This is a genomic window from Steroidobacter denitrificans, from assembly GCF_001579945.1.
Lineage (GTDB): Bacteria > Pseudomonadota > Gammaproteobacteria > Steroidobacterales > Steroidobacteraceae > Steroidobacter > Steroidobacter denitrificans.
This window is the reverse complement of sequence record NZ_CP011971.1, coordinates 1,031,048-1,052,893: the sequence shown is the minus strand read 5'-3', so window position 1 is coordinate 1,052,893 and position 21,846 is coordinate 1,031,048. Positions and strand designations below refer to the sequence as shown.

Here is a 21,846-nt window from a genome sequence, read left to right as displayed (position 1 = left end):
TGAGTGCCGGACTACTCCTGAGCGGCGATGATGACCGGAATCTCGACATTCACGTCCGTATGCAGATGCAGCTGTACGACATGCTCGCCTGTTTGGCGGATCGGCCCCAGCGGCAGACGCACTTCGGAACGCTCCACCTCATGGCCGGCCTGCTTGAGAGCCTCGACGATGTCGGTGACGCCGATCGAACCGAACAGCTTGCCTTCCCCGCCGGTCTTGGCGCTGAGTGTCAGCTTGATGCTCGTGAGTTTGGCCGCACGGCCACGGGCTTCGTTGAGCTCATCGAGCGCCATCTTCTCCAACTCGGCACGGCGCGCTTCGAATTTGGCGATGTTGTCGGCCGTGGCCAGAGTCGCCTTGCCCTGCGGCAACAGAAAATTGCGGGCGTACCCGGACTTCACCTGGACACGGTCGCCGATGCTGCCGAGATTGGCCACTTTCTGCAAAAGAATGATTTCCATGACACACCTTATCTGAACGATTCATTAGGCTGCGAACAGCATTGCTCGAACCTTTCCGACCCATGATCTGCATTATTCATCAAGACGCAAGCAGTCTCGATCATAATGCAGTTCAATGGCTTGTCCCGGGCCGCGGCCGCAGCCAATTATCGGCGTATCCCCAGATCGCAAGCACAAACACCGTAATGGACATCGACAAGGGCACGATCAGCAGCACATAGATCGCCGCCAGCCAGCCCCGATTCAGGCGTCCCCCGGCCTTGCTGCGATGCGCTGCGGCCAACCCCTGGAAGGCCAGCGACACGAAGGCGATCCAGGCCAGGGAGGCCGCCAGCGGGCTCTCCGTCGTCAGGGCCAGGATGAATACGCCCGTGATGATCGCCCCGAGCGTCAGCCCCAGGCGCAGCTGCCGATATTCGCGGCCGAACTCGCCCGGCGCCTGCAGCAGGGATTGCCACCAGCGGCCGAGAAACAATCCCCCCAAGGTCATGGCCAGCGTCAGCGCCGCCAACGCACCCCACATGGTCCGTGCCCAGACCTGTACGAGCGCCGTACGATCGCCCTCGATCCGCAAGCCTGCGGCCGCCATGGAATCGAGCACCTGCAGCAACAGTTCGGTCCACACCGCCACCGGATCGGCCAGCGCAAGATAGACCATGATCAGCAGGCCCGCGCTACCCAGCACCGCCACTTGAAAGCACAAATTCATCGAGCCGGTACGCTTCAGCAGCAAGGCCAGCAGCGCCGGGCTGAAGAACAGCACCAGGATCCCGGCCAGAATCCACCACAGCGGCTGGCTTGCCGAGAAGACGACCCAGGCCGCCGCCGCGGCACCGGTCGCGGCAATGCCCAGGGCGGTTCTGGCATCGAAACGCAATGCCGCCAGTACCGGAATCGCACCGGCAAGAATCATGAACGGCAGCATCATCTGCGGCGACAGGGCGCCGCAGATCGCACCGGCGCAGGCGGCGCGCCAGGGATGCGTGGTCAACCAGGCAGCAATGGCGCGGTGCATACGGTCCTGCGCGGCGCGAGCGCGGCGCAGACCTCGGGCCGATCAGTGCTGATCGGTATACGGCAGCAGCGCCAGGTAGCGGGCGCGCTTCACCGCGATCGCGAGCTGGCGCTGATAATGCGACTTGGTGCCGGTGATCCGGCTCGGAACGATCTTGCCGGTTTCGGTGATATAGCTCTTGAGGATGCCGAGATCCTTGTAGTCGATTCTTTCAATGCCTTCGGCAGTGAAGCGGCAGAATTTACGACGGCGGAAAAAACGGGCCATGGCTACAACCTCTCGTGCCAAGAATTACGCGGACTGCGACGCCGAATCGTCATCGCCATCGTCGACGAAGCGCTCATCGCGCTCTTCCTCGCCCTTCGCCATCGGCGAAGGCTCGGTCACGGCGGTATCCATCTTGATGACCAGATGGCGCAACACGGCATCGCTGAAACGGAAGCTGCCGGTGAGCTCGTTCAGAGTCTTGCCGTCGCACTCGATGTTCATCAGGACGTAATGGGCCTTATGGACCTTGGTGATCGGGAACGCCAGCTGGCGCCGGCCCCAGTCCTCGAGTCGATGCACCGTGCCGTTGCCGGCGGTGACCAGGCCCTTGTAGCGCTCCAGCATGGCCGGAACCTGTTCGCTCTGGTCCGGATGAACCAGGAACACGATCTCGTAATGTCTCACACTCGCTCCTCGTGGAAATGCCTCCCGTCGGTCCTTCCCGGTAGCCGGAAGGCCGCAGTGAGGCAAGGAGATGGGAAAAACGCCGCAGATACCTGCGGCGGGCCGCGCATGTTAGCGGAAGGCAGCCCGGTCATGCAAATACCCGATCATGCAAATACAGGGGCGAACGGGTTCGGCGGATCGGCCTGGCAAGATCGGCGTCAGCGTCTCCTCGCCGCGGCCGTCTCGCGCTGGCGCACGGCCTCGTACAGCAGGATCCCGCTGGCTACCGATACATTCAGGCTCTCCACCACGCCCTGCATGGGGATGCCGACCAGCAGATCGCACTGTTCCCGGGTCAGGCGCCGCAGTCCCTGCTCCTCGGCGCCCAGGACCAGCGCCAGAGGGCCATCCAGAGTGGCCTGATAGGCGCGGGTCGTGGCCTGACCATCGGCGCCGACGATCCAGATATCGCGCTCCTTGAGCCAGCGCAGCGTGCGCGCCAGGTTCACGACCTGGATCAGAGGCATCGTTTCCGCGGCGCCGGACGCCACCTTGCGTACGGCAGGCGACAGCCCGGCGGCACGATCCCGCGGCACGATCACGGCGGTGACACCGGCCGCATCGGCCGTGCGCAGGCAGGCGCCGAGGTTGTGCGGATCCTGAACACCGTCCAGCACCAGCAGCAAGGGTGCCGCCGCGGCCCGGTCCAGCAATTCATCCAGCGCGCCCTCGCCCAACGCGCCCATGGCATGAACCTGCAGGCAGGCGCCCTGGTGACGTTGATGGCCGGCCAATCGATCCAGTTCACGCGTGTCGCAGTAACGGGTATCGACGCCGGCGCTCTGGGCCAGGGTCAGCAATGCATTCACACGTGCATCCTGCCTGCCTTTCTGCAGCATCAGCCTGGCGGCACGTTCCGGCCGGCGCTGCAGCAGGGTGCGTACGGCGTGTATGCCGAACACGATCGTCTGATCGCTCATAGTATGTGCTTGCATGCCGACGGGCCGCAGCCCGCCAGGCTGCTGATCAGGCTGTTGATCGGGCCGCCAAGGTAAGGCGGGGGATGGCCAGGCGATCTACGCGATCACTCACATGGGCTTTTTCTTGCCATGGTCCCGTCCGCGATCCGGCGCTCCGGGAGGCGCGGCGGCAAGCGGAATGTCGGGGCTCAATACCTGTTCGGCGTGGATCGTGATCGTGGCGCGTTCATCCCCGGGCTTGTCGAACGGGTAGACGTCGACGTTCATATAGTGACGCGCGATCGAATTGACGAATGACCGGTCCACATCGTCCGTGAGTTCGGCGATGCCGCGAATCTCCACATAGCGGTTGGGATTGTTGCGATGAGGGATCGAAATCGCGATCCGGGGATCCGCGACCAGATTCTTGTACTTCTGGCGCGACTTCACCGTGCTGATGCGTACATGCTGGCCATCGAACATCGGGCTGACGGGATTCACTGTCAGGCGGCCATTGGGATGCAGCGTCGCCAGGTGACCGGTCGGCCGGTCCTTGAGGATGTCATGACACTCTGCGGGGATAGGTTTGGACTTGGGAAATGTCATCATGAAGCTCCTACGGGGCCGGTCAAGTCGGCTCGGTCAAGTCGATCCGGCAAGTCGATCTGATCAAGCCAGTCTAGTCAAGTCGATCTGTCTGAACGGCGCAGTATACCCCCGGCGTGATGATGCAAGACGGGATCTGCCCGAGGCCTGGGTTCCCAGGGCGATGCCGTATCCAATGAACCGACGCCATCGGCCTGGGATTCAGCGCTGACGCCGCCGCTGCCAGGGAGTGCGAACGCGCTGCTGCGCGGTGCGGGCCTCGGCGAGTTCGAAATCGATCTTGCGCTCATCGATGACCACGTTGATCAAGCGCACGCGCAAATGATCGCCGAGCCGGAAGGTCCGGCCGCTGCGCGAGCCCACCATCCGGAACCCGGAACGATCGCGCGTGAAGTAGTCCGCGCCCAGGCTGGCGACATGCACCAGGCCGTCGATCTGCATGCCCTTGACCTGAACGAACAGGCCGAAGTCCACCACGCCGGTGACCAGTGCGTCGAACTCCTCGCCGAGCTTGTCGCTCATGTATTCGCACTTCAGCCAGGACATGGCGTCGCGGGTCGCCTCGTCCGCGCGGCGCTCGGTAAAGGAGCATTGCTGTCCGAGCGCGGCCATCGTCGCCGTCGATCCTTCGAACGAGGCGGCATTCCCGCCATGCAGCACATGGCGGATGCCTCGATGCACCATCAGATCCGGATAGCGCCGGATAGGCGAAGTGAAATGCGCATACTCTCCCAGCGACAGGCCGAAATGCCCGATATTCTCGGGCTGGTACACCGCCTGCGGCATGGAGCGCACCACCACGGTCTGGATCAGGTGGGCTTCCTCGCTGCCCAGCGCCCGCTGCAGCACCGCGCTGAGATCCTGCGGGGTAATGTCGCGATCCGTCGGCAGATGCATGCCGAAGCCTTGCAAAAACTGGCGCAAGGTTTCCAGGCGGTCGGCCTCGGGCTGGCCATGAACCCGATACAGGCTCGGGAGACGATGCTTTTTCAGAAACCGTGCCGCCTGTACGTTGGCGGCGATCATGCATTCCTCGATCAGACGATGCGCGTCGTTGCGAGTGGTTTCGACCAAGGCGGCGATGCGGCCGTCCTGGCCGAATTGCACCTTCAACTCGGGTGCATCGAAATCCAGCGCGCCGCGCCGGGTACGCTCGACCAGGAACGCCTTGAACACACCGTGCAGATGACCGAGCTGTGCCTCCAAAGCGCGGACTTGCGGCTCATGCGCCGCGCCGGGGCTGGCCAGGTAGGCCGCCACCTGGGTGTAGGTCAGCCGGGCCGCGGAACGCATCAATCCCTCATAGAAGCGTGCGCGGGTCACCTTGCCGTTCGTGTCGACCCGCATTTCGCAACACAGGCATAGACGGTCGACGCCCGGGTTGAGCGAACACAAGCCGTTCGACAGCGCCTCGGGCAGCATCGGCAGGACGCGGTTGGGAAAATACACCGAGGTGCCACGATGCTGTGCCTCGCGATCCAGCGCCGAGTCCGGCGCCACATAGTGGGAAACATCGGCGATCGCGACGATCAGGCGCCAGCCGCCGCCGCGTGCCGGCTCGCAATACACCGCATCGTCGAAGTCGCGGGCATCCTCGCCATCGATCGTCACCAGGGGCAGGTCGCGCAGGTCCTCCCTGCCGCGCTTGGCGGCGGCACCGACGGTGCTGCCGAAGGCCGCGGCTTCGGCGCCGGCTTCCACGGGAAATTCAAACGGCAGTCCATGGGCATGAATGGCGATCTCGGTTTCCATGCCGGGCGCGCCATGCTCGCCCAATACGCGGGTGATGTGACCCACGGGCTGAGCGGTGCGCGCGGGCCGCTCGATGAGCCGCACCAGTACGATCTGGCCCGCCGCCGCGCCGCCTTGGTGGGCACGGGGCACCAGGATCCGGTGACTGATGCGTGGATTGTCGGGCACGACGAAACAGATGCCCCCCTCGTCATATAGCCGCCCGACGATCTCCTGGGTATTGTGCTCCAGGATCTTCACGATCGAGCCCTGGGGACGATCGCGCTGGTCGGTGCCGCTGAGGCGGACGGCGACCCGGTCGCCATGCATCGTTTCCAGCATCTGCCGGGGGGGCAGGAAGATCGGCGCGCCGCGATCGTCGGGGATCACGAAACCATGGCCGTCCTTGTGGCCGTTCACGGTGCCGACGATCAGCGGCAGGCGTTCGCGCAGGCAATACTCGCCGCGGCGGTTGCGGATGATGTCCCCGGCCCGGATCAACTTCTCCAACTCGCCCGTCAAGCGCCCGCGCTCGCCCGTCAAGCGCCCGCGGGCGGCCGCGCCGGTCTGGCCGAGGCGCTGTGCCAACTCGTCGAACTGCAGCGGCAGCCCGGCCTCGCGCAACGCCTCCGCCACCGGATATCGCTCCCGGGATTCCCGGAATGGGTGCCTGGCACCGGATCCGGGAGATTTTGATCGGGGGGGCTTCTTGGTCTTTTTTCTGGATGGCATATAAGTCAGTGTAACCCGTGGGGGATACCGCCGGGCGCGATCCGCACGTGCAGCGGATCCTTGGGAGAGATGAGTCATCCTTGCGGCGCCGGCGAGCGTCATTGACACTCATAAACGCCGTCGGTACATTGCGCGCCTCCTCGGGGCCCGGCCCCGGCATCCCCTCCTGCCCAGGTGGCGGAATTGGTAGACGCACTAGTTTCAGGTACTAGCGGGTAACACCGTGGAGGTTCGAGTCCTCTCCTGGGCACCATGACAGAGTTCCGAGACGTCTCACAAAGTCTCTGAATGATCCGAAACCCCGCCAAACGCGGGTTTTTTTGTATCGGGATGTCTCACGGCGACCATAGCGGCGGGTTGTAGTAGAGATAGATTTGCCCGACCGAGAGATAGTTTGCTGCGCGCCAATAGGCGTCCATCCTGTTCAGCAGGTCCCGCGGAAGGATCTTTGGCGTGGTATTCATGTGGGCTCCTTGGGCACCAGACGCCGCCGGTGCGATTGCGGACCTGATCCAGATCGGCTGAACATGACGAAGTTCGCGCTCCCTTCGGACGCATGGATCCCCAGTGGCCAAGGCACGCTCCGCCGTATGCCGATGCATCAGACACCTCGGCGGCGTAGTCGTGCAGCGGGCGCTCCGGGGAGATCACGATCGTACGGCCTCAACGTTGCCAGAGGATATGTGCATCCTCCAGCGGGACCGCCAGGCTGTCGTGGAACGGAATGAGGCGCGCCGTGTAGTCCGTTGCCGGACGGGTTGCAGGGAGCACGGCACGATATGCATAGCCGTTGGCCGCCCCCACCAGTTGCCGCACCCGCTGCATCGCCACCCTCACTGAGGGCGCACCGTCCACTCCGTTGGCATACAGTTCGACCCGCACCGTATCGGGATCGACGTCGTCGAGGTACAGCTGGATCTCGAATACGTGCTGCCCGTCCGCACTGTCCAGTTTTACTTCCCCGAACCTCAGGGCCGTCCAATCCTGTTCCAGCGTGTGCCGCATTTTCACCAGTTGCGCACCGAGCGCGCCCTGCTCGGCGGCGCGCGCGAGATAGGCCGAAGCGGCCGGGAGATAATGCTGGACGGTGTATTCGCGTACCGAGCGGTTGGTGGAGTAGCGCGGCGTCAATTGCGCCATGCTTTCCCGCATCCGCGCCACCCAGGCGCCGGGGATGCCCTGCCCGTCGCGCGTATAGAACTCCGGGATCACTTCGCGCTCAAGCAGGTCGTAGAGCGCTTCGGCTTCGGTCGCGTCCCAGACCGGATCGTCATGATGCTCTTGGCCGTCTCCCAGTGCCCAGCCTACTTCCGGCGTGTAGGCTTCCGCCCACCAACCGTCCAGTTCCGACAGATTGATGCCGCCATTGACCAGCACCTTCATACCACTCGTTCCGCACGCTTCCCAGGGGCGTCGCGGCGTGTTGAGCCAAACGTCCACGCCCTGCACCAGGTGTTCGGTCAGGCGCATATCGTAGTCGCTGAGGAAGATCACGTGCGGGCGTGCCTCGGGACGGCGGATGAAATGGATCCATTGCTGGATCAGGGCCTGTCCGGCCAAGTCGGCGGGATGGGCCTTGCCGGCGATGATGAGTTGTACCGGGCGTTGCGGATTGGACAACAGGCGCAGCAGGCGTTCCGGATCATGAAGCAGCAGATTCGGTCGTTTGTACGTCGCGAAACGGCGGGCAAAACCCAGCGTCAGGGTATTGCAGTCGAACAGGTGCTTCGCCTCGGCGATGGCTTCGGGTGGCGCGCCGGACGCCGTAAGCTGCCGGGACAGGCGTTCGCGGGCGTAGTCAACCAGGGATGCGCTGGCGGCCGTGCGGAACTCCCAGAGCTTGGCGTCGGAGAGCCGGTGTATGCCCTGCTCCAGCGTACCCGATCCACCCAGCCAGCGGTCCTTGCCGCAGGCTTCCGTCCACAGCACGTCGGCCGCGGCCGAGTCCCAGGTCGGCATATGGACGCCGTTGGTCACGTGGCCGACGGGCACTTCGTCCACCGGCCAGCGCGGAAAGAGCGGCGCGAACAGATGCCGACTCACCCGGCCGTGCAAGCTGCTGACGCCATTCACCGCGCCGCTTCCGCGAATCGCCAGATACGCCATGTTGAAGGGTTCCGAGGCGTCGTTCGGGTTCTGCCGGCCCAGGGCCAGCAAGTCATGACGCATGATGCCGAGCTTCTGCTCGGCGTATCCGCCCAGATATTGCTCGACCAGGGCCGGCGCGAAACGGTCGAATCCGGCCGCGACCGCCGTGTGCGTGGTGAAGAGATTCCCCGCGCGGGTGACGGCGAGCGCGACTTCGAACGGCTGCCCGTTCGCCTGCATGAAGCTGCAGGCGCGTTCCAGCACCGCAAAGGCCGCATGCCCTTCGTTCAGATGACAGACTTCCGGCTGGATGCCGAGCGCTTGGAGCAGCCGCCAGCCGCCGATTCCCAGCAGTATTTCCTGCTTGAGCCGCAACTCGGGACCGCCACCGTATAGCTCGCTGGTGATGCCACGATGCGCGGGATAGTTCGCGGCGTCGTTGCTGTCCAGCAGGTAAAGCTTCACGCGGCCGACCTGGACCTGCCAGGCACGCAGCCAAACCGAGTATCCGGGCAGCACGATTTCCAGCCGCAGCCACTCTTCATTCGGTTTGCGCAGGGGCGTAATGGGCAACTGTCCGGGGTCATTGTAGGGAAAGCGCGCCTGCTGCATGCCGTCCTTGTCGATCTCCTGGCGGAAATAGCCTTGCTGGTAGAGCAGTCCCACCCCGATGACCGGAATGCCCAGATCGCTGGCCGCCTTGAGCTGATCGCCCGCCACGTTGCCGAGCCCGCCCGAATAAATGGGCAAGGCCTCGCTCAACATGTACTCCATGCTGAAGTAGGCGACACAACCGAGTTGCGCGTGCGGGTGGGCCTGCTGAAACCATGCCGGCGCCTCGCTGGCATCCCGCCTTGCCTGCACGAGGGTGTCAAGATTCCTGCGGAAAACGGGATCGGTCAGCACGTTCCGCAGTTTCTCGCGCGACACCGTCTGCAGCACGACCCAGGGATTTCGCGTCAGCGCCCAGAGTTCGGGATCCAGCTTGCGCCAGACCGGATCGGTGGCATGGTTCCACGACGAACGCATGTCCAGGGCTAGTTCGGCCAGGGAATCGAACCCCTCGATATCCGTGGGAAGCAGAAATTCCTTCGGATGGCCGGACGGGGTGGGGTTATTCATGCTCACTCCTTACCAAAACCAGGCCATGCTGAAGCGGCTCACCGCACCCGCGCCGCTGCGGTGATCAAGGGCATCACGCCGAACACCATGGCCGCGGCGCATCATGCGCTCCCGATCGCCTTGTCGACGATGTGCTGGGCTTCCTCGAGCATCTGCTTGAGGTGGACCTCATCACGGAAGCTCTCGGCGTAGATCTTGTAGGCGTCTTCGGTGCCCGAGGGACGGGCCGCAAACCAGCCGCCGTCACTGCTGACGCGAATGCCGCCGATGGACGCACCGTTGCCGGGAGCACGATCGATCTTGGCCGTAACCTTGTCGCCGGCCACGCTATCGATGGCAATGTCGGAGGCGTGCAAACCCTTCAGCGCTTGGCGCTGCGCGGCCGTGGCGGATACCTGCACACGATCGGTGCAAGAGCGCCCGAGTTCGGCGGTGAGGGCATCGAAAAGTTCGCCAGGATCGCGGCCACCGTGCGCCATAAGTTCGGCGGACAACAATGCCGACACGATACCGTCCTTGTCGGTGGTCCAAGGGCAACCGTCGCGGCGCAGCACCGAGGCACCGGCACTCTCCTCGCAACCGAACCCCAGTCTGCCATCGAGCAGACCGTCGGAGAACCACTTGAAGCCAACAGGAACTTCGTAAAGTTCGCGACCGAGTTTGCGGGCCACGCGGTCGATCAGCACGGTGGTGACCACGGTCTTGCCGATCGCGGCGCGGGTGGGCCAGTTCGTGCGGCGCTGGAACAAATCCTGCGACAGCACCGCCAGATAATGGTTGGGGGTCATCAGGCCGGCGCTGCGGGTAACCACACCATGGCGGTCGTGGTCTGTGTCGCAGGCAAAGGCAACGTCGTACTTGTCCTTGAGGCCGATCAGGCGTTGCATCGCGTAGGGCGAGGATGGATCCATGCGAATGCACCCGTCCCAGTCCACGCTCATGAAGGCGAAGCGGAGATCGACTTCCTCGCTGACCACGTCGAGGTCGAGGCGGTAGCGCTCGGCGATCGGGGCCCAATAGTGCACGCCAGCACCGCCCAGCGGATCGACACCCATGCGTACGCCGGCGGCGCGGATGGCGTCAAAGTCGATTACCGCGACCAGCGCACCGACGTAGGCGTCGAGGAAATCGTATTCACGAATGCTGTCGGCCTGGCGGGCCCGGGCCAACGGTATGCGTCGCACGCCGATCAGCTTGCGGTCGAGGTAGCCGTTGGCCTGGTGCTCGATCCAGCCGGTGATGTCAGTATCGGCAGGGCCACCGTTGGGCGGGTTGTACTTGAAGCCGCCGTTGTCGGGCGGGTTGTGCGAGGGTGTGACCACGATGCCGTCGGCGAGGCCGCGCTCGCGGCCGCGGTTGTGCTCGAGGATGGCCAGCGATACGGCCGGCGTCGGCGTGAATTCACCACCCTTGGCCACCATGGTGGTGACGTTATTGGCGGCCAGCACCTCGAGCGCGGTGTCGAAGGCGGGAGCGGAAAGCGCGTGGGTATCGATGCCGATGAACAACGGACCATCGATGTCCCTCATGGTGCGGTAGTCGCACACTGCCTGAGTGATGCAGGCGACGTGGTCGCCGTTGAAACTGGCGCTGAGGGAGCTGCCACGGTGCCCCGAGGTGCCGAAGCTGACGCGCTCGGCCGGGTTGGCCGGGTCGGGGTGCACGTTCGCGTAGGCTGCGACGAGCTTGGCGACATCAATGAGGATGGAGGCTGGTGCCGGTTTGCCGGCCAACGGGCTGATGGATTCGGTCATGAGACACGCTCCCTGTTGTTGCGGTAGCAGCGGATCAGTGTCGTGGTGGAACTATCGTGTGCCGACAAGGGTGCGTGCCCGTGCGCCGAGCGCCCGGCGGATCCTCCCAGCCTCGCGGCGAAATGATTCGGGCCACTGCGGATCGTAGTCGACGATGCGTATCCGGCCCACTGGCACGTCGGGTGCATTCACCGTGCCGGCAGGAATCCGGGCATTGGTCAGTGACAAGGGAAACCCTCCCGTGTTTGGGCACATGCACTCATACAGACAAGGAAGATGCCGCGACGTTCCGTACGCATGCGGGTTTGATGGACTGCATCGCCGCGATCGCCCGGTCCGCCGTGATGTCGCCGATGACGGTCATGTCAGCCGGGCCCGCCAGCGCAGCGCTCAGCAGGGCGGGCAAGTCGTCCGGCTTCAGGGCATCGATATCGGCCGCCGAGGGCCGCATGAAGCGCGCGTCGCCGCCGTGCAGGAGGCGTGAGACTTCACGCCCGACACCGGACGCTTACACTGTGTCACCAACTCGCGCTAGATCTCCGCGCTCAATCGTCGCTTGCTCATCGTTCACTCCGCGAGTATGTAATCCGGAGCGACATTAAGTCCGCTTGCGCGAAGAGCATGGAAGGACGCCGCGAGGTTACTACTTACCCGGAAACCGTACTGCGTGGCGGTATCATACAATCCAATCTACCCATCTTCAGCCTGAATATCGTATTGTTTGGATGAGGAAAACATGAAAGGCAGTTGTCTTTGTGGTGGTGTTCAATACGAAATTGAACCGCCGTTTAAAGGGTTTCAGTATTGCCATTGTTCGAGATGCAGGAAATTTACGGGAAGTCTGCATTCGGCAAACATCTTTGTTCCACTGGCCCAGTTTCATTGGTTAAAAGGCGCAGAGCAAGTGGGCAAGTATGATTTATCGCAGGCCAAATATCTGGCCACGGCGTTCTGCAATAAGTGCGGGTCGTCTCTACCTTGGGAGGTGAAAAGCGGTAAAAACATGGTGGTCCCTGCAGGAACGCTGGACGAAGATCCGAAAATAAGACCGGAGCAAAATATATTTTGGGGCTCAAAAGCATCATGGTGTGTTGAAACCAGTGACTTGCCAAAGCATTATGAGTTACCGGAAAACAAATGACTAACGTGGCAACGTCTTGAGGTTACCGTCAGCGTCGAAGTAATACTGACCAAATCGACACGTCCTTAGGCGCCACCGAACCGGCGTCCTTGGGAGCCGTAGTCAAGGCCGTGGACGGCTATGAGATTCGCTTCAGTGCTGCGGTGACTTCAGCCACGGTCGGTTGATTGCTGGTTCCACGACGCTCCAGGACCGTCTGGACAAAAATCCGCTCAAACGGGGCCAGGCTTGGCGACCGATCATCGGCAAAGGCAGCGGGGCCGCTGACATGACCGACTCCCTGAAATTGGCGGGAGTTACTGCACACAAATACAATTTCGCGGAGTCAAGACCGTCGCGAGCGACCGGGAGACCTCCACAGCCCGCGGATTCATGTCGATCTCGTCAAAATATTGCTCTTGAAAGGATGAACATCAGATATGAATTAATCTATTCATCTTCGGGAGAAGCCCGTCATGCCGGTCGATTCAGCGATGGGGACTCCGTCGGCTTGCGTTCCAGTGCCCGGCGCCGCGCAGGATACATCCTCAGCCAAGGCAGGACCTCCGCCGCGGGCATGGCCTTGGCGATGAACCAGCCCTGCCCCAGCTTGCAGCCGAACTCCTGCAACAAGCGCCAGTCCTGCATCGTTTCCACGCCCTCTGCGACGGTGACGAGGCCGAGCTGATTAGCCATCTCCAGTGCGGAGCGCAGGATTATCTGCAGATTCTTGCGTTCATGTGCGCCGTGCACAAACTCGCGGTCAATCTTCAGTTCGGTAAAGGGAATTCTTGCCAGTTGTTGCAACGAGGAAAATCCCGTGCCGTAGTCATCAATGGACAAGCCGAAGCCCCGCAGCCGCAGCTGCGTCAGCACACCGAGCGCTACGCCGAGTTGTGTCACCAGCGAGCTTTCGGTGACTTCCAGCACGATCTGATCCGCGGACAATCCATAACACCGCTGGAGCGAGGATATCTCATGCGCGAGATCCGAATGCTCGAGCAAAAGCGGCGAAAGGTTGATGGATACGGAGAGGTGCAACCCGCGCGCTCTCCAGGCGTTGATCTGCAGCATCGCCAAGTTCATTACGTGCAGTGTAAGTGCATGGATCAGCCCATTGCATTCGGCCAGCCGGACGAACTGCTCCGGCGGCACAACACCAAGAGTCGCATGCCGCCAGCGCGCAAGCGCCTCCACGCCGCGCATGATCCCGGTTCGGACATCGACTTTAGGCTGATAGTGAACCTGGATCTCGCCGTTCTCGATAGCGCTGCGGAGCATTTCCGCATCGACCGGCGGTTGTGCGCGGATTTGCGGTTCGATGCCGGTGCCGGTGCCGGTGCCGGTGCCGGCGTGATTGTGCAAGATTTCGTGCAGTAAGTTGACAGTCAATGGCTTTTGCAGCGCACCTACGATCCGCAGCCCGAGTACGCTGCCCATATCGCGCACCGCGTTGATCAGCATCCGTTCGTGCGAGGATACGACGATGACCGGGATATCGATTGCCTGCTGCTGCAATCTATGCAACAGCTCGGCCCCGTCCATCGTTGGCATCTCTAGATCCACGATCAGCAGACTGGGCGAAAGCGTCGCAAGCAGCGCCAAGGCTTCACGACCGTTGCCTGCTTGATGGATAGTAGCGATACCCAGTTCGCTGCATAGGCTCGCACTGTGGTTGCGCTGCACCTCGCTGTCATCAACTATCAGCACCGAGGTGAGATGCGCTAGGCTAGTGGGCGAAACCATGACCTCTTATCCTGTACCGTTCGAAGCAGCGCCGAAAGTAGCTAAATATGCCGAACACCACCGAGACTTATTGCCTCCTTCGGTATTCCCGGCATCATGCAACTTGCTTCATTCTGTACAATGGTGCTGCCGATTGCAGCGCGCATCTCCTTCAATCCGCGGGCTTCGTCATCCCCCGTGCTGGTCATGATGATACCGAATGCATTCGCACTGACGCACGCTGCGATCGAACGCGACAGGACATCAACAAAAGAGCGGTGCCGGTTCACAACCAATCCATCGATCGCTTGTATGTAATAGCAGGTACCGCTGCACTTGAACGTTACGAGGCATCTCATTGCCAAAACGATGACATCCAACCATTCCTTCTGCCTGCGTGCCTCGCAAACGGCAGATCGTCCGCCGCAGCCATCACCGGGATCTCTGGGTCGCGCATGAGCTGTGCGGATGGCATCTGATGAATCGCGGTCGTATCCACTGGAGTACGCGGATCCGTCTCATGGGCGCGCCTCGACAGCAATCACGGCATCTCTTTTCGAGGCGCCACGAAGCGGGAGCTTGCTGTAAATGGAGGCGCTGAGCATATTCAAGCTGTCTGTCACGCCATTGAGCGTCTCGCAATGCCCGACCAGGAAGTGACCGGATGGCTTGAGCAATGGCAGCATTCTCGCGACCACCTTTGACTTCGTATCGGCGTCGAAATAGATCATCACGTTGCGCAGCAGGATTACGTCGAACTGCCCGATATCGGGCAGCCGCTCGTTGAGATTGATCTGACGAAATTGTACGCGCTCGCGCAGGGCGCGATCGACAATAAACATTCCGGACTGCGGTCCAACGCCTTTCAGGCAGTAGTGCTGTAGATATTCTTGAGGAATCGAGCGTGCGCGATCCATGGAATATAGGCCGAGGCGGGCCGTTTCGAGCACGCGCGTGCTGATATCGGAGCCCAGCACTTCCCAGCCGGACTCCCCAAGCTCCGCTCTGAGTAGCATTGCGATACTGTACGGCTCCTCACCACTGGAGCAGGCGGCGCTCCATACTCTGAACTTGTCACCGCGACAGACTTGTCGCAGCACCTGATCGCGCAGGAAATCAAAATGACGCTGCTCACGAAAAAAATATGTCTCGTTGGTCGTCAGGAGATTGATCGCGATCTGCAGCTCGTCGCCTGCCGCTTCACTTGAAAGTAGCTCGATGTACTCCCGGAAACTCGTGTAGCCGAAATAATTCAGACGCCGATTCCAACGCCCGATGATGAGCGCCTTCTTGGAGGGCGGAAGATTGATACCCGTAAGACGCAATATCAGTGCACGAATCCAGTCGAACTCCGCTTTCGTGAGGCCTACTGATTGCGCCAGCGTGTCCGCTCGATGCTTTGCTGAAGATCCACCCACGATTCCCTCCGAGCCACTGTGCGGTCAAGTAACGTGGCAGTGATCGAGCCGAACGTCGGCTTATGCCAGAACCAGCTTGGCAACGGCATCCAGCATGGCCTGTGGCTGGAATGGTTTGACGATCCAAGCTTTGGCGCCGGCGGAGCGGCCCTCGTTCTTTATCTCTACACCCGATTCCGTCGTCAGCATGATCACCGGCGTAAATTTGTAGCTCGGATGTGCCTTGACGGCCTTGAGCAGACTGATGCCGTCCATACGCGGCATGTTCACATCGCTGATGATCAAATGCAGTTTGCCACTGAGCTTGGCCAACGCGTCCTGTCCATCGCAGGCTTCGACGACTTCATAGCCGGCGCGCGTGAGCGCGATGCCGGCGACCTGCCGCACCGACGCTGAGTCATCGACAATCAGAATCCGCTTCGCCATTATGTTGCTCCGTTCAGAAGAATTCGACTTCCGGGGTCGTCACCGCTGCCGGCGATGCACCTTGATGGTTGAGCCGCTGTTCTTCAGTTGTATATCCGCGCGCCATCTCTGTCAGATACTGTGAGGTAAGTAGCGAACGGTCGCCGCCCGATGCTGTCGTACTTGTGTGCCGGCACAGATCGTGCATAACCGCAATGGCATGGCTGAGAATCTGACCGACGCGATCCTGAAACTGCAGCTGAATCATGGATTCGGCGACCTCATCCTTGATGTCGGCACTCCTACCTCTGAGATCCTCGGTGGAACGCGACAGATCCAGGCTTATGTCACGGAATCTGGTCAGTACGCCTTGAATACGCGCGCCCGAGTCGTGGACCGCCTCCCGTTCTCGTGCCGCCGCCGTCTCGTTGCTGTCGATGACGCGCGCGAGCCTCACGTTGATGACGCCGATCTTCTCGGCGATCTCTTTGCCGGTGTCGCGTGATGCATTCGACAGTTGCCGCACCTCGTGCGCCACCACCGCGAAGCCCTTTCCGGACTCACCGGCATGTGCGGCCTCGATTGCTGCGTTGAGCGCCAGCATATTGGTCTGGAACGCAATCATCCCGACCTGTTCAACCATCTTGCCGAGCTCACTCGTGTAAATGGCCAGAGAGCGGATCTCCGCCGCAAGCGTGGTACGACAGTCCTGAATCGCTGAAAGCGTGTTCATGACGTGAGCCAGTTGCTGCAGGCCGTCATTCATTGCGGCAATCAGATCGTCACCACCCGTGTTATGTTGGGATGCGGTGAGCGCTGCATCGAGACTCGTGACAATTCCACCGAAGCGTTGACTCAATGAGACGATCGCCTCCGTAGTCTGGTCGCGAGCGGATTCGATCTGTTTGGCCAAGATCGGCAACGCCGCCATGCATACATGCTCCGCGCCGATCGATTCCTTTTGCGGTGTTGCTGCGGCTGGCTGGCGCCTAAGGATATTCAGCATGATCGCCGCACACTCAATCAGCCGGTTGGGTAACAGCTGCATCCGAATGTGCGATCGCTGCCATTTCTTCGACAGACAGCACGCTCGCACGGTCCAGAATGATCACGAACTTTCCGCGTACTTTACCCATGCCGTGAATGAAATCCGCCCGGATCGAGGCGCCGAAACGCGGTGGCGGTTGGATATCGGCATCGGGAATTTCAAGCACTTCATTGACTGCATCGACGAGCACGCCCAGCACGTGCCGCTCGTCTTCTGTACCGCTCTCGATGATGACGATACAGGTCTTCTTGGTAATCGGCGTGCAGGAACGATCAAATCGGGCGCACAGATCGACCACTGGCACGGCGGCCCCGCGCAGATTCACGACCCCACGAATGAACGCGGGCATCATGGGGATGTCGGTTGGGGACGTATACTCGAGGATCTCCTTGATGCCTAGGATGCTGAACGCGAAGGTCTCGCGCCCGAGCATGAAGGTCAGGTATTGATGCAGATCGTGCCGCGGCTCCACCTCCACCGGCGCGGGTACTGCTGCATTCGAACTTGCTGCTGCATAGGTCATGACGGCTCCTAGAAGCGCACGAAGTGATGCTCGTTCAGAACACCGTTACCCTGTCCATTAGCCTTGCCGTTACCGTAGGCCGCCATCGCAGCCAGAGGTTGCGGTTGCAGCTGCTCCGATGCATGGCGCGCAATGGATGCGTGTTTAGAAACGTCTTTAAAGTGACGCGCTGCCGGCTCCGGTTTGGCCGCGGGTGTAACCGTACGCGCGACGCCGTCGACATCGACCCGGAAAAAGGCCATCGCCGCCTGTAACTGCTGCGCCTGACTGCTCATTTCCTCGGCCGTCGAGGCAAGTTCCTCGCTGGAGGAGGCGTTCTGCTCGGTGAGTTGCGAAAGCTGATTCATGGCGGTGTTGATCTGGCTGACGCCTGAGGACTGTTCCTGGCTCGCCGCCGTAATTTCCTGCACCAGCTCCGAAGTCCTCTTGATGGATGGCACCATCTCGTCCAGAAGCTCGCCGGCCTTCTCGGCGAGCTGTACGGAGGAACTGGCGACTTCGCCGATCTCTTGTGCCGCGACCTGTGACCGCTCGGCTAGTTTGCGAACTTCGGCTGCTACGACTGCGAAGCCTTTGCCATGTTCACCGGCCCGCGCCGCCTCGATCGCAGCGTTCAAAGCCAGCAGGTTGGTCTGGTAAGCGATGTCGTCGATGATCGAAATCTTCTGTGCGATCTGCTTCATCGCATCTACGGTCCTACCGACCGCCTCGCCGCCTTCGATCGCTTCGCCGGCTGCCTTGGTCGCCATCTGGTCGGTCACCTTGGAGTTCTCGGTGTTCTGACCGATCGAAGCCCTCATCTGTTCCACCGAGGCAGAGGTTTCTTCGACGCTAGCGGACTGCTCCGTTGCTGATTGCGACAGGGACTGTGCGGTCGCGGAAACTTCCTCGCTTGCCGCGGATAGATGATCGGAGGCCGAGCGCACTTCGCCGATCACCTGCGAGAGCTTGTCGACCATGACGCCCATCGCTGCCAACAGCAAACCGGCTTCATCCTTGGAGGTACTCTGAATGCGCATGGTGAGATCGCCGTCGGCCATACGCTTGGCGACTTGCGCAGCGTCGGTAAGCGGCCGGGTGATCGAACGGGTCACCCAGACGGCGGCGAGCAAGGCCAGCACAGCCGCCACGCCGGAAAGTAGCAGTACAATTTTGCGCGACTGCACATACACAGCCGCAACGCTGTCGCTATCCGCTTGCATGAGCTCGCCCTGCATATCGACAAGTTTTCGCAGAGCGGCCGAATAGGCATCCTGGAGCGGCTGCAGTTGTGTCTGCACCTCGATCGTACTTGCCTCACGCTGACCCGCCAGTAGTTTCTCCATTATGCTCGCGCGCAACTTGACATAGGGGATACGTGCGGCGTTGATGATTTCCAGCTGCTGCCTGTCCTCCGCGAGATGCTCGACGCCTTCGAGATACTCGTAGGCCTTGGTGATCTGTGCGGTCATGGTGTCCATCGCTGCGATACGATTTTTCATCTGCTCGCGATCGGTCGTGAGAAGCGAATCTCGTAGTGCTAGATCCATCGCGTCGATGTTTCGGGTAATCTGATTGAGTGCCACGATCTTTGGATAACGATCGTTGACGATCTGATCCGTTGCAAGCTTGATCTGTTCGAGGCGTTGCTCTGACAGCATCGACACGGCACCGAGCAAAAGCAGGACCAGTGCAAAGGCAACGCTCAAGCGCATGCCGACTTTCATATTCTTCAACATGACATGACTCCGGAGAACTTGTTTGCAGAGAAAGAACCAAGGATGTTCGACGCCGCAGCCGCACTGCCACGATCAGCGTGCCGATCGCCTAGCGCAAGAGAGCGCTCGATCATCCCTCCGACATCAAGGATCAACGCGATTTCGCCGCTGCCCAGGATGGTCGAGCCGCTGATGCCTTGCAGTCCGCTGAAAATTTTCGATAAAGGCTTGATGACCGCCTGCAGCTCACCGAGCAGTTCGTCGACGACGATGCCGGCGCGCTGCTCGCCGCAGCGTACGACTACGATGCTCTCGCGCTTGGCCTCCACTCCGGGGATGCCAAGCAGCTCACGCAGACGAATGAACGGCAGAGTAGAGCCGCGCAGGTCGATATAACGATGACCGACGGCTGCTGCCCGCTCGTCTTGCGTGAGCTCGACGCACTCCTCCACCAGATCCAGCGGTATCACAAAGGAGGAACGGCCGACTCCGACCAGGAAACCGTCGATGATGGCAAGCGTCAACGGCATGCGTATGCGCACCAGGGTCCCGGCGCCCTCACGGCTGTCGACCTCGACCGTCCCTCGCAGTGCCGTGACATTGCGTTTGACGACGTCCATTCCGACGCCGCGGCCGGACAGATTCGTCACCTGTTCAGCAGTGGAAAATCCCGGTTCGAAAATCAGTGCATAGACCTGCGCATCGCTAAGCCCGGCGGCGTCGCTGATCAGGCCGCGCTCGAGCGCCTTGCGCTCGATGCGCTCCCGATTGAGTCCATTACCGTCGTCGCTCACTTCAACGACCACGGATCCGGAGTCGTGATACGCGTTCAGGTGCAACAGACCTTCCATGCGTTTACCGCGTTCACGGCGTATATCTGGCCGTTCGATACCGTGGTCGATGGCGTTGCGCACCAGATGCGTGAGCGGGTCGGCAATACTTTCGATCAGTGTCTTATCGAGTTCCGTATCCGCACCGCTGACTTCGAGGCGGATCTGCTTGCCCGTTTCACGCGCCACGTCGCGCACCACGCGCCGGAAGCGTGCGAAGGTCGCACCGATAGGTACCATACGAAGCTGTAGCGCCTGATCGCGGATGTCCTCGACCAAGCGCGCCAACCGCTGTGTTGATTCGTGCAGCTCGGCGAATCCGACGCGGCGGGCGATCAGATTGGTAGCGGCACCGGCAATCACCAGTTCGCCGACCAGATCGATGAGGTGATCAAGTTTGACCCCATCGACACGAAGGGAACGGCTGTCCGTGCCCCTGCCTTCGCCTGCGGCTCCGGCCTCGCGCTGCTTCTGCAGTGCTGCCTTGATCACTGGCGGCTGTACGAGGTGGCTTTGCGCGAGCAGCTGCCCGAGAGGATGTGTTAGTGCGGGATCCACCTGCAATTCATTCTGAAGTGCAAGACAACGATCGAGTTCCCGACGGGTGAGCGTGCCACAGTTCACCAGCAATTCTCCTAACCGCCCGTGCGCCTGCGGCATATCCCGGATGAGTGAGACGTACTCTGCGATGAGGGAACGCGGTGGCAGAATGCGCAAGGCACAATCTTCTTGCACGAACTCGAACGCCGCCTCGATCTGCTGTTTTTCTGCATCCGACTTGAGACTGATTTCGAACCCGAGATAGCAGCTTTCCGGGTCAAACCGCTCCGGATCAGGCAACGCCTCGTCCACGACCTGCAGTCCGGTGATGCTGCCGAGTGTCGTCAGGTAGCGTATGAACGAAAGCGGATCCATACCGTTCTTGAGCACGTCGGCATGAAAGCGCACCGATATGTGCCAGCTATCGGTACGGGCGCGCCATCCATTGTGGAATTCAGATTCCAGAGCGTGCATCGCGGGTACTGTTGCGGGCTTCCGGGGCTCCTGAGAGGTGCCGCCGTCGGTCATCGCCGTGAGGCGCTCGAGAAGACCGGCGCCGGTAAGTTCGTGCTGAGGGTTGCTGCCGCAGTCGGCGCTGGTCACCGCATCGACCAGTGACTGCATGTGATCGCGGCATTCCAGCAGCACAGCGGCGAGTTCCCGGTCCAATTTAATTTCGTGGCTTCTAACTCGATCGAGAACGCCTTCCACGATATGCGTGAACGCCACGATCGCATCGAGCCCGAACAAACCAGAGGAGCCCTTGATAGTGTGTGCGGCGCGGAAGATGGCATTGATGGCCTCATCGTCGGCCCCGCCATGCTCGCAAGCGAGCAGCGCGGCCTCCATCTCTCGCAGCAGTTCGCAACTTTCGACTACAAAAGTGCTCAACGCCAGGTCGACTTTCATGATTCCGACTCCGGCGCAACGAAATCATTTGTCAGATTGCAGAGTTCCAATACGTCGCTGACGCACTCGCTTGGATTGATCACACTGAGGCGATTGCCAGCGGTCGCGGCCAGGCGATGCGCCATCAGCAGAAGCTGTAATCCGGCTGTATCGAATTCGATGACTTTCGACAGATCGAGCAAGGTAGTGGCCGATCGCTTACGCACGATCGCCAACACTTCCTGCAGCAGCTCATGTGCGCGATAGATTGTCATCTCTCCCTGCACGCGCACGACGCTCGCTGTATCCTGAACGTTGTCACTCATTTGCATCCACCGGCATTTACCTGGCAGCACACCTGATCGCCGCCCGAAATTTTTTGGGGAAGCGGACAAGGTGTTACCCTTATTTCATTCGTGGGCGGATTAGCGGCCAAACACCGCAGCTGTTTAGCGGGAAATCCACTAATGCAAATAGCGGGTATTCCTGATAGATATTTATTTAATAAATACCAATTAAATCAGGTCGAC

Annotated in this window: 21 protein-coding genes, 1 tRNA gene and 1 pseudogene; 2 read left to right on the top strand and 21 right to left on the bottom strand. The window is 61.1% G+C overall.

The features are described from left to right. Nucleotides 1–11: 11 nt before the first annotated feature. From rplI to rnr, 7 genes are all read right to left on the bottom strand, one after another. Complete coding sequence (gene rplI, locus ACG33_RS04575; RefSeq protein ID WP_066919088.1) at nucleotides 12–461, bottom strand: 50S ribosomal protein L9; 450 nt, start codon at nucleotides 459–461, stop codon at nucleotides 12–14. 112 nt (nucleotides 462–573) lie between these two features. Then, nucleotides 574–1,476, bottom strand: a complete 903-nt coding sequence (locus ACG33_RS04570; protein WP_066919086.1) for a hypothetical protein — start codon at nucleotides 1,474–1,476, stop codon at nucleotides 574–576. A 42-nt stretch (nucleotides 1,477–1,518) separates the two neighbouring features. Beyond that, on the bottom strand, nucleotides 1,519–1,743 hold the full coding sequence (rpsR, locus tag ACG33_RS04565; protein WP_066919084.1) for a 30S ribosomal protein S18: 225 nt from the start codon (nucleotides 1,741–1,743) through the stop codon (nucleotides 1,519–1,521). 24 nt (nucleotides 1,744–1,767) lie between these two features. Beyond that, nucleotides 1,768–2,148 (bottom strand): 30S ribosomal protein S6, encoded by a 381-nt coding sequence (gene rpsF, locus ACG33_RS04560; RefSeq protein ID WP_066919082.1) that lies wholly within the window; start codon nucleotides 2,146–2,148, stop codon nucleotides 1,768–1,770. A 200-nt stretch (nucleotides 2,149–2,348) separates the two neighbouring features. Next, nucleotides 2,349–3,110: a 23S rRNA (guanosine(2251)-2'-O)-methyltransferase RlmB gene (gene rlmB / locus ACG33_RS04555; RefSeq protein ID WP_066919079.1), complete on the bottom strand. Its 762-nt coding sequence runs from the start codon at nucleotides 3,108–3,110 to the stop codon at nucleotides 2,349–2,351. 108 nt (nucleotides 3,111–3,218) lie between these two features. Then, on the bottom strand, nucleotides 3,219–3,698 hold the full coding sequence (locus ACG33_RS04550; protein WP_210399172.1) for a PPOX class F420-dependent oxidoreductase: 480 nt from the start codon (nucleotides 3,696–3,698) through the stop codon (nucleotides 3,219–3,221). A gap of 198 nt (nucleotides 3,699–3,896) precedes the next feature. Next, nucleotides 3,897–6,062, bottom strand: a complete 2,166-nt coding sequence (rnr, locus tag ACG33_RS04545; protein WP_066919077.1) for a ribonuclease R — start codon at nucleotides 6,060–6,062, stop codon at nucleotides 3,897–3,899. A 264-nt stretch (nucleotides 6,063–6,326) separates the two neighbouring features. On the opposite strand from rnr, the gene ACG33_RS04540 reads away from it, so the two are divergent. Continuing rightward, nucleotides 6,327–6,411: transfer RNA gene (locus ACG33_RS04540), tRNA-Leu, on the top strand. Between the two features lie 85 nt (nucleotides 6,412–6,496). Here ACG33_RS04540 and ACG33_RS16010 read toward each other — a convergent pair. The 5 genes and pseudogenes from ACG33_RS16010 to ACG33_RS04525 form a co-directional block, all read right to left on the bottom strand. Beyond that, nucleotides 6,497–6,622, bottom strand: a pseudogene (locus ACG33_RS16010) (phosphoketolase family protein); the annotation flags it as partial. A 199-nt stretch (nucleotides 6,623–6,821) separates the two neighbouring features. Beyond that, the gene (gene glgP, locus ACG33_RS04535) at nucleotides 6,822–9,368 is read right to left on the bottom strand and encodes an alpha-glucan family phosphorylase (protein ID WP_066919075.1); all 2,547 of its coding nucleotides are present in this window, start codon (nucleotides 9,366–9,368) and stop codon (nucleotides 6,822–6,824) included. Nucleotides 9,369–9,469: 101 nt separating this feature from the next. Next, entirely contained in the window at nucleotides 9,470–11,122 is a 1,653-nt protein-coding gene (gene pgm / locus ACG33_RS04530) for a phosphoglucomutase (alpha-D-glucose-1,6-bisphosphate-dependent) (RefSeq protein ID WP_066919073.1), read from the bottom strand. Between the two features lie 51 nt (nucleotides 11,123–11,173). Beyond that, nucleotides 11,174–11,350: a GrpB family protein gene (locus ACG33_RS16005; RefSeq protein WP_157071664.1), complete on the bottom strand. Its 177-nt coding sequence runs from the start codon at nucleotides 11,348–11,350 to the stop codon at nucleotides 11,174–11,176. Between the two features lie 31 nt (nucleotides 11,351–11,381). Further along, nucleotides 11,382–11,573 (bottom strand): hypothetical protein, encoded by a 192-nt coding sequence (locus ACG33_RS04525; RefSeq protein WP_066919071.1) that lies wholly within the window; start codon nucleotides 11,571–11,573, stop codon nucleotides 11,382–11,384. Between the two features lie 285 nt (nucleotides 11,574–11,858). Between ACG33_RS04525 and ACG33_RS15625 the strand changes: the two genes are divergently transcribed. Beyond that, nucleotides 11,859–12,263 carry a GFA family protein gene (locus tag ACG33_RS15625; RefSeq protein ID WP_083536449.1) on the top strand — a complete coding sequence of 135 codons (405 nt, stop codon included), beginning with the start codon at nucleotides 11,859–11,861 and terminating at the stop codon, nucleotides 12,261–12,263. 453 nt (nucleotides 12,264–12,716) lie between these two features. Here the strand turns inward: ACG33_RS15625 and ACG33_RS04520 are convergent, their stop codons facing one another. The 9 genes from ACG33_RS04520 to ACG33_RS04480 all read right to left on the bottom strand — a co-directional run bounded on the left by ACG33_RS04520 (nucleotide 12,717) and on the right by ACG33_RS04480 (nucleotide 21,642). After that, nucleotides 12,717–13,988: an EAL domain-containing response regulator gene (locus ACG33_RS04520; protein ID WP_066919069.1), complete on the bottom strand. Its 1,272-nt coding sequence runs from the start codon at nucleotides 13,986–13,988 to the stop codon at nucleotides 12,717–12,719. A 41-nt stretch (nucleotides 13,989–14,029) separates the two neighbouring features. After that, on the bottom strand, nucleotides 14,030–14,326 hold the full coding sequence (locus tag ACG33_RS17015; RefSeq protein ID WP_083537161.1) for a chemotaxis protein CheB: 297 nt from the start codon (nucleotides 14,324–14,326) through the stop codon (nucleotides 14,030–14,032). Nucleotides 14,327–14,485: 159 nt separating this feature from the next. Next, nucleotides 14,486–15,349, bottom strand: a complete 864-nt coding sequence (locus ACG33_RS04510) for a CheR family methyltransferase (RefSeq protein ID WP_066922815.1) — start codon at nucleotides 15,347–15,349, stop codon at nucleotides 14,486–14,488. 96 nt (nucleotides 15,350–15,445) lie between these two features. Then, nucleotides 15,446–15,811: a response regulator gene (locus ACG33_RS04505; RefSeq protein WP_066919064.1), complete on the bottom strand. Its 366-nt coding sequence runs from the start codon at nucleotides 15,809–15,811 to the stop codon at nucleotides 15,446–15,448. Between the two features lie 13 nt (nucleotides 15,812–15,824). Next, nucleotides 15,825–16,838: a methyl-accepting chemotaxis protein gene (locus tag ACG33_RS04500; RefSeq protein WP_066919062.1), complete on the bottom strand. Its 1,014-nt coding sequence runs from the start codon at nucleotides 16,836–16,838 to the stop codon at nucleotides 15,825–15,827. Continuing rightward, nucleotides 16,810–17,361 carry a chemotaxis protein CheW gene (locus ACG33_RS04495; RefSeq protein ID WP_066919060.1) on the bottom strand — a complete coding sequence of 184 codons (552 nt, stop codon included), beginning with the start codon at nucleotides 17,359–17,361 and terminating at the stop codon, nucleotides 16,810–16,812. The genes ACG33_RS04500 and ACG33_RS04495 overlap by 29 nt, the downstream gene beginning before the upstream one ends. An 8-nt stretch (nucleotides 17,362–17,369) precedes the next feature. After that, complete coding sequence (locus ACG33_RS04490) at nucleotides 17,370–19,079, bottom strand: methyl-accepting chemotaxis protein (protein WP_083536448.1); 1,710 nt, start codon at nucleotides 19,077–19,079, stop codon at nucleotides 17,370–17,372. Further along, complete coding sequence (locus ACG33_RS04485) at nucleotides 19,073–21,337, bottom strand: chemotaxis protein CheA (protein ID WP_083536447.1); 2,265 nt, start codon at nucleotides 21,335–21,337, stop codon at nucleotides 19,073–19,075. The genes ACG33_RS04490 and ACG33_RS04485 overlap by 7 nt, the downstream gene beginning before the upstream one ends. After that, nucleotides 21,334–21,642: an STAS domain-containing protein gene (locus ACG33_RS04480; RefSeq protein WP_066919058.1), complete on the bottom strand. Its 309-nt coding sequence runs from the start codon at nucleotides 21,640–21,642 to the stop codon at nucleotides 21,334–21,336. Before ACG33_RS04480 ends, ACG33_RS04485 begins: the two co-directional genes overlap by 4 nt. Nucleotides 21,643–21,846 lie beyond the last annotated feature (204 nt).